Origin of the sequence: Phenylobacterium sp. (assembly GCF_020253645.1) — a bacterium.
Taxonomy (GTDB): domain Bacteria; phylum Pseudomonadota; class Alphaproteobacteria; order Caulobacterales; family Caulobacteraceae; genus Phenylobacterium.
The window spans coordinates 1-6,994 of record NZ_JADCBG010000223.1; the positions used below are offsets into that span (position 1 = coordinate 1).

8 protein-coding genes are annotated in these 6,994 nt (G+C 71.9%); 1 reads left to right on the forward strand and 7 read right to left on the reverse strand.

Annotated features, from left to right (window positions below; genetic code table 11):
* The 5 genes from clpB to INE98_RS14300 form a co-directional block, all read right to left on the reverse strand.
* On the reverse strand, positions 1 to 2,342 hold a 2,342-nt coding region (gene clpB / locus INE98_RS14280), incomplete at its 3' end, for an ATP-dependent chaperone ClpB (RefSeq protein ID WP_293539765.1).
* A 118-nt stretch (positions 2,343 to 2,460) separates the two neighbouring features.
* Positions 2,461 to 2,889 (reverse strand): DUF1178 family protein, encoded by a 429-nt coding sequence (locus INE98_RS14285; RefSeq protein ID WP_293539766.1) that lies wholly within the window; start codon positions 2,887 to 2,889, stop codon positions 2,461 to 2,463.
* Complete coding sequence (locus tag INE98_RS14290) at positions 2,886 to 3,713, reverse strand: carbon-nitrogen hydrolase family protein (protein WP_293539767.1); 828 nt, start codon at positions 3,711 to 3,713, stop codon at positions 2,886 to 2,888. Before INE98_RS14290 ends, INE98_RS14285 begins: the two co-directional genes overlap by 4 nt.
* 5 nt (positions 3,714 to 3,718) lie before the next feature.
* Positions 3,719 to 3,976 carry a glutaredoxin 3 gene (gene grxC, locus INE98_RS14295; RefSeq protein WP_293539768.1) on the reverse strand — a complete coding sequence of 86 codons (258 nt, stop codon included), beginning with the start codon at positions 3,974 to 3,976 and terminating at the stop codon, positions 3,719 to 3,721.
* 28 nt (positions 3,977 to 4,004) lie between these two features.
* Entirely contained in the window at positions 4,005 to 4,790 is a 786-nt protein-coding gene (locus INE98_RS14300) for a ComF family protein (protein ID WP_293539769.1), read from the reverse strand.
* On the opposite strand from INE98_RS14300, the gene INE98_RS14305 reads away from it, so the two are divergent.
* The gene (locus INE98_RS14305; RefSeq protein ID WP_293539770.1) at positions 4,789 to 5,718 is read left to right on the forward strand and encodes a methyltransferase domain-containing protein; all 930 of its coding nucleotides are present in this window, start codon (positions 4,789 to 4,791) and stop codon (positions 5,716 to 5,718) included. The two genes, INE98_RS14300 and INE98_RS14305, sit on opposite strands and share 2 nt — an antisense overlap.
* On the opposite strand, the gene INE98_RS14310 is transcribed toward INE98_RS14305, so the two are convergent.
* The gene (locus tag INE98_RS14310) at positions 5,706 to 6,506 is read right to left on the reverse strand and encodes a kinase (protein ID WP_293539771.1); all 801 of its coding nucleotides are present in this window, start codon (positions 6,504 to 6,506) and stop codon (positions 5,706 to 5,708) included. The genes INE98_RS14305 and INE98_RS14310 overlap by 13 nt on opposite strands.
* Positions 6,507 to 6,508: 2 nt before the next feature.
* A complete protein-coding gene (locus tag INE98_RS14315; RefSeq protein WP_293539772.1) occupies positions 6,509 to 6,919 on the reverse strand; it encodes a (deoxy)nucleoside triphosphate pyrophosphohydrolase in 411 nt (136 codons plus the stop codon).
* Between the last annotated feature and the right edge of the window lie 75 nt (positions 6,920 to 6,994).

The window sequence follows — 6,994 nt, forward strand, 5'->3', positions numbered from 1 at the left end:
AGGCGCTTCAGCTGGATGCGGACAATGTTGTCCATCTCCGCCCGGCCCAGCCTGCGGAACAGGATGATCTCATCCACCCGGTTCAGGAACTCGGGCCGGAAGTGGCCGCGGACCACGCCCATGACATCGCCCCGCACCTCCTCGACATCCTCGCCCTCCTTCTGGCTGGCCAGGAACTCCGAGCCCAGGTTGGAGGTCATGATCAGGAGGGTGTTGCGGAAGTCCACGGTCCGGCCCTGGCCGTCGGTCAGGCGACCGTCGTCCAGCACCTGGAGGAGGACGTTGAACACGTCCGGATGGGCCTTCTCGACTTCGTCGAACAGGACGACCTGATAGGGCCGGCGGCGCACCGCCTCGGTCAGGGCCCCGCCCTCATCGTAGCCGACATAGCCGGGAGGCGCCCCGATCATGCGGCTGACCGAGTGCTTCTCCATGTACTCGCTCATGTCGAGGCGGGTGATGGCGGACTCGTCGTCAAACAGGAACTCCGCCAGGGCCTTGGTCAGCTCGGTCTTGCCCACGCCCGTCGGGCCCAGGAAGAGGAAGGAGCCGATCGGCCGGGCGGGATCCTGCAGGCCGGCGCGGGCCCGGCGGACGGCGTCGGAGACGGCCTCGAGGGCCTCTTCCTGGCCGACCACCCGGCCGCGCAGGGAGTCCTCCATGCGGAGCAGCTTCTCGCGCTCGCCCTCCAGCATCCTGTCGACCGGCACGCCCGTCCAGCGGGAGACCACCGCGGCGATCTGGGCGGCGTCCACCACCTCAGGGCTGACGGCGTCGCCGGCGGCCTTCTGCTCGGCCTCGGCGAGCTGCTTCTCAAGGGGCGGGATCTCGCCATAGGCGATCTCCGAGGCGCGTTGCAGGTCGCCCCGGCGCTGGGCGGCCACCAGTTCGGCGCGCAGGCGGTCGAGGGCCTCGCGCACCTGGGCGGCGGAGGAGACCTTCTCCTTTTCGGCTTTCCAGCGGGCGGTCATCTCGGCGGACTGGCCCTCGAGGTCATCGAGCTCGTCCTCCAGCTTCTCCAGACGCTGGCGGGAGGCCTCGTCGCTCTCCTTGGTCAGGGCCTCGCGCTCGATCTTCAGCTGAACGACCCGCCGGTCGATCTCGTCCAGCTCCTCGGGCTTGGAGTCCACGGCCATGCGCACCCGGCTGCCGGCCTCGTCAACGAGGTCGATGGCCTTGTCGGGCAGGAAGCGGTCGGTGATGTAGCGGTTGGACAGGGTGGCGGCGGCGACGATGGCGCTGTCGGTGATCCGCACCCCGTGGTGGACCTCGTACTTCTCCTTCAGGCCGCGCAGGATGGAGACCGTATCCTCCACCGTCGGCTCGGAGACGAAGACGGGCTGGAAGCGCCGCGCCAGGGCGGCGTCCTTCTCCACGTGCTTGCGGTATTCGTCGAGAGTGGTGGCGCCCACACAGTGCAGCTCGCCGCGGGCCAGGGCCGGCTTGAGCAGGTTGGAGGCGTCCATGGCGCCATCGGTCTTGCCGGCGCCCACGAGGGTGTGCATCTCGTCGATGAACAGGACCACGGAGCCCTCGGCGGCGGTCACCTCGTTCAGCACCGCCTTGAGACGCTCCTCGAACTCGCCGCGGTACTTCGCCCCGGCGATCAGGGCGCCCATGTCCAGGGCCAGCAGCTTCTTGTCCTTCAGGCTCTCGGGCACGTCGCCGTTGACGATCCGCTGGGCCAGGCCCTCGACGATGGCGGTCTTGCCGACCCCGGGCTCACCGATCAGGACGGGGTTGTTCTTGGTCCGGCGCGAGAGGACCTGGATGGTCCGGCGGATCTCCTCGTCCCGGCCGATGACGGGATCGACCTTGCCATCCCGTGCAGCCTGGGTCAGGTCGCGGGCATAGCGGTTGAGGGCGTCATAGCCCTCCTCGGCCGAGGCGCTATCGGCCGTCTTGCCCTTGCGAAGGGTCTTCGCCGCCTCCTCGAGGGCCGCCTCCGCGGCGCCCGCCTCGCGCAGGGCCTTGGCGGCCTCACCGCCCTCCTTCGCAATGGCGATCAGGAGACGCTCGGTGGTCACGAAGGCGTCGCCCGCGGCCTTGGCGCCGGCCTCGGCCGCTGCAAAGACGCTGGCGGATTCCGGGGCGAGGTAGATCTGACCGGAGCCGCCTTCAACGCGGGGCCGGCGGCCCAGCAGTGCGTCGACGGCCTGGTCGACGGCGTCGGGTCGGCCTCCGGCGCTCTGGATCAGGGCGCGGGAGAGTCCATCCTTTTCCTCAAGCAGGACCTTGAGCAGGTGCTCGGGCGCAAATTGCTGGTGACGACGGGCCAGGGCGAGGCTCTGGGCCGACTGGACGGCCTGCTTGGCGCGGTCGGAATACTGGTCGATGTTCATGTGTCCCCTCGTGAGGCGGAATTCCGGCGGTCGCCTTGATCAAGCGCAACCACCATGACGGGGATGTAGTGTGGCGCCTTCGCAACACAAGGCCCGACGTCGGCGCCGGCGAAGGGGATCAGTTGAGATCGCGGCGGTCGGGCGGCGCCTGCGGCAGGGGCGCCACAGGGACGCCATCTTCGATCAGGGCGCGGGCCTCCTCGGGCGTCGCCTCACCAAAGATGCCCCTCTCCTCGGACCTGCCCTCATGAATGGCGCGGGCCTCCCGGGCGAAGGCGTCGCCGACATAGTCGAAGTTGTCCTCCACGTGCCTGCGCACGCGGCTGACCATCTCCATCATCATCTCGCGGCTGGGGCCGGCGGACTTGGCCTCCCGGCCCTTGGTCGTCACGACCGCCGGGGCCATGATCTGCTTGCGCACCTCGCTCGACCCGCAGGCCGGGCAACTGATCAGCCCCCGGGCGGACTGGGCGTCGAAGTCGTCGGACCCGCCGAACCAGCCCTCGAAGTCATGGCCGGCGCCGCAGACCAGGGCATAGCGGATCATGAAATCGGCTCCGGACCGGTGAAGGCGCGGGCGTTGGCGAGGGCGGGAATGGACCGGCGAGCCCGACCGGCGGCCGGCAGGTCAAGGTCCACCACCAGGACGCCGGGGTCATCATGGTCCAGGACGCCCAGCACCTCGCCCCAGGGCCCGACCGCCAGGCTGCGCCCCCAGGTGCCGCGCCCGTCCTCATGGAAGCCGCCCTGGGCGGGGGCAAGGACAAAGCTCCCCGTCTCGATGGCCCGGGCGCGTAGCAGGATCTCCCAGTGCGCCTCGCCGGTGGGCCGGGTGAAGGCGGCGGGAACCGCCATCACCTCGGCGCCCGCCAGGGCGAGGGCCCGGTAGAGGGCCGGAAAGCGCATGTCATAGCAGATGGTCAGGCCCAGCCGGGCCTGCCCGGCCAGGGCGGTGACCGCCCGGTCCCCTGGGGCGTAGGCCGCGCTCTCCCGGGCCGTCTCGCCGGTCGGCAGGTCCACGTCGAACATGTGCAGCTTGTCGTACCAGGCTGCGACCTCGCCATCGGGGCCCAACAGCAGGCTGCGGTTGGCGGCCTTGTCCGCGCCCGCGTCCACCAGGGCCGAGCCGATGAGGACGCAGACCCCCCGGTCCCGGGCCAGGTCGCGCAGGCCGCAGACCACCGGGTCGGCATCAGCCGTCGTCAGGGCGGCGGCCAGGCGCTCGCGGTCCTTCTGCAGGATGTTGGTGCCCTCCGGCGTCAGGATCAGCGTCGCGCCAGAGTCTGCGGCCTCCCGCACCAGCGGCAGGACGTGATCCAAGGCGGCGGCCTGGGTGGCCGGCGTCCGGGTCTGGACCAGGGCGACGCGCACGCCCCTCAGCCCGCAAGCAGCGCGTCAAGGCGGCCGTGCGCCTCAAGGTCATGCAGGTCGTCGCAGCCGCCCACGTGCCGGTCGCCAATGAAGATCTGCGGGTATGTGGCCGCCCCGCCGGACCTCTTCAGCATCTCCGCACGCTTGCCGGCGTCGAAGGCGGCCTCGATCTCGGTGACCTCGGCGCCCTTGCGCTCCAGGAGGCCCAGGGCCCGCACGCAGTAGGGGCAGAAGGGCTTGGTGTAGATGGTCACGGCGGCCATTCGGCTCTCCCTCCGGTTTGCGCCCAGACTATATGGTGAGGCTTGCCGGGTCTTTAACCCTGGCGATGACGGCGGCGTCCACCCCTGCGGCTCCCGCGGCCCGCAGGGCCCGGGCGCAGGACTCCAGCGTCGCCCCGGTGGTCATGACGTCGTCGATGAGGAGGATGCGCCGACCCTCCACCAGTCGCCGTCGGCCCTCGGGCACCGCGAAGGCGGCCGCCACGTTCCGCCGCCGACCGCTCCCGGAGCGCCCGGCCTGAGCGCCGGTGTCACGCCGCCGGACCAAGACGTCGGCCAGGTAGTCCCGGGACCAGAGCCTCGCCAGTGGCCGGGCGATCTCGGCGGCCTGGTTGTAGCGACGTCTGAACAGGCGGGACGGATGAAGCGGCACGGGCGCGATGGCGTCAGCGCCGGCCAGCAGGTCCCGGGCCGAGCGCGAGATCCAGGAGGCGAAGAGGCGCGAGAGGTCCGTCCGGTCGGCGTACTTGAGCTGGAGGATGAGGCCGCGCGAGGCGTCGTCATAGAGGCAGGCGGCGCGGGCCCGGTCGAAGGCCCTGGGCTTGGCCAGACAGGCGGCGCAGAGGGCGCCGGGACCGAGGCTGAATTCGAAGGGCGTTCCGCAGCCGTCGCAGACCGGGTCATCCAGAAAGGCGATGCGGCTCCAGCCCTCGACCGAAAGGCCCGGCGTCTGGACCGGCGCGTCATCATCGAGGGCCCGGTGCGGGTAGATGAGGTCCAGCGCCACCCGGCCGGCGCGTCTGAAGGGGCCGGCGGGTTCCCATGCCTGGCCGAAGCGTTCATTGTTGCGGCCCATGCCGCCCTCCGCCTCGCCCCCGCGAATCTTCGACCGCGAGCTCCTGCGCCGGCGGCTGGACAGGGCCGCCCCGGGATACGCCGGGGCCGACTTCCTGAAACGCCGCGCCGCAGGCGACCTCGTGATGCGCCTGGAGGCCATCATGCGCGACTTCCCCCGCGCCGTCGACCTCGGGGCCCGCAACGGCGCCTTCGCCCAGGCCCTGGCCCAGAGCGACGCCGCGCCCCGGGTGGGCCTGCTGGTCGAGGCGGACCTGTCGGGGCCCATGCTGGCCGGTCGCGGCGGGATGCGCGTCCAGGCCGACGAGGAGCGCCTGCCCTTCGCGGCCGCAAGCCTGGACCTCGTCGTCTCCACCCTGTCCCTGCACTGGGCCAACGACGTGATCGGCGCCCTCGTCCAGGCGCGGCTGGCCCTGAAGCCCGACGGGCTCTTCATCGGCGCCCTGTTCGGCGGGGCGACCCTGACCGAGCTGCGCCAGGCCCTGACCGCCGCCGAGCTGGAGCTGACCGGCGGGGCTGGCCCTCGCGTCTCCCCCTTCGCCGACCCCTCAGACGCCGCAGGCCTCCTCCAGCGCGCCGGCTTCGCCCTGCCGGTGGCCGACGTCGACCGGGTGACCGTGCGCTACGACCACCCCTTGCGGCTGATGGCCGACCTGCGCCGGATGGGCGAGACCTCCGTACTGGCCGAGCGCCACCCCCGGCCCCTGACCCGCGCCGTCCTGGCCCGAGCCTGCGAGATCTACGCCCGGGACTTCGCCGACCCTGACGGCCGCCTGCCGGCCACCTTCGAGATCCTGACCCTCACCGGCTGGTCGCCCTCGGAGACCCAGCAGAAGCCCCTGCGGCCGGGCTCGGCGAAGATGCGGCTGGCGGACGCCCTCGGCGCGGTCGAGCAGTCGGTCCCGGGTACGAAACCTCAGCGCAGCTGAAGCGGCCCGGGCGTCCGGTCGGGTGCGAGGTCCACCACGATGTCCCCCGGCGGATCGACGATCAGCCGGCGGGTGATCCGCTCGTAGCGGGCGAGGAAGTCGTCCAGCTCGGCCGCGTCCATGGCCCGTCCGGGGCGGCCGGCCGCGAGGACGCGGGCCAGAGCCGCCTCCTGCTCGCCCCGCCAGCGGTGGACGGTGGGAAAGTCCGGCGCCCGCAGGAAGACCGTCAGGTCCGGGGCCTCGAAAAGGTCCTGGTAGGGGCCCGCCAGCGCCGCCTCCACCGCCCCGCGCCAGGTCCCGTCCGCGTCGTGCTCGCGTTCGAGGGCGTTGATGGGCGCAGAGGCCGCCGCCGAGGGATCGGGCCGGGCGCCCAGGCACCAGCCCTCAAAGATCACGACGTCGGCAGGCGCCTCGAAGACCGGCCAGGCGGCCTCAGGGACGGGGACGTCGCGCCCCTTGTCGAAGCGCGGCAGGCGGACGGGCCCAGGACCGCCGAGGGCCTCCAGGACGGACAGGGCCAGGGCTGGGTCATGCGTGCCCGGCGGTCCGCGCACGGCGAAGAGAGGATGGACCCGGCGGGCCAGGCCCGCCCTCGCCTCCGGGCCGAGGTAGACATCGTCGAGGGACAGGACGGCGCAGGATCGGCCCTCCGCCTCCAGGATCGAGGCGAGTTTCGCCGCCAGGGTCGACTTTCCAGAACCTTGCGCCCCGGAGAGGCCCAGCACCCAGCCCGGCCGGTCGGCGCGGGCCAGGACGAGATCAGCCAGGGCTTCAACCAGCCCCGCCAAGCTCAGATCAGGTCCCGGAGCCAGGCCACCAGGGGCGCGTCCGCCGGCGGCATGGGATAGTCGCCCAGCTGGTTCGGCTTCACCCAGGCCAGGCCCGCGTGCTCCTTCGCCGTCACCACCCCGCTCCAGCGGCGCACCAGGTAGAGCGGCATGAGCAGGTGGAAGTCCTCATAGGCGTGGCTGGCGAAGACAAAGGGGGCGAGGCAGGCCTCGGTGACCTCGATGCCCAGCTCCTCGGACAGCTCGCGGATCAGGCAGGCCTCGGGTGATTCGCCCGCCTCCACCTTGCCCCCGGGAAACTCCCAGAGACCCGCCAGGGCCTTGCCCTCGGGGCGCTGGCAGATCAGGACCCGGCCATCGACATCGATCAGGGCGGCGGCGGCCACAAGCAGCAGGCGGCGGGTTTCAGGCATGCCGCCTTGATCGCCCCGGCGGGCCCGGTTGGCAAGCCGGGCTTGACTTCCGGGGCCCGGAAGGCCACTTCCCCC

What these genes read in the sequence shown, in the direction of transcription:
- INE98_RS14285 (WP_293539766.1), bottom strand. Translation starts at nt 2,889, where the DNA reads ATGATCCGCTATGCCCTGGTCTGCGGCGCCGGCCATGACTTCGAGGGC.
- grxC (WP_293539768.1), bottom strand. Translation starts at nt 3,976, where the DNA reads ATGGCCGCCGTGACCATCTACACCAAGCCCTTCTGCCCCTACTGCGTG.
- INE98_RS14305 (WP_293539770.1), top strand. Translation starts at nt 4,789, where the DNA reads ATGCCGCCCTCCGCCTCGCCCCCGCGAATCTTCGACCGCGAGCTCCTG.
- INE98_RS14300 (WP_293539769.1), bottom strand. Translation starts at nt 4,790, where the DNA reads ATGGGCCGCAACAATGAACGCTTCGGCCAGGCATGGGAACCCGCCGGC.
- INE98_RS14315 (WP_293539772.1), bottom strand. Translation starts at nt 6,919, where the DNA reads ATGCCTGAAACCCGCCGCCTGCTGCTTGTGGCCGCCGCCGCCCTGATC.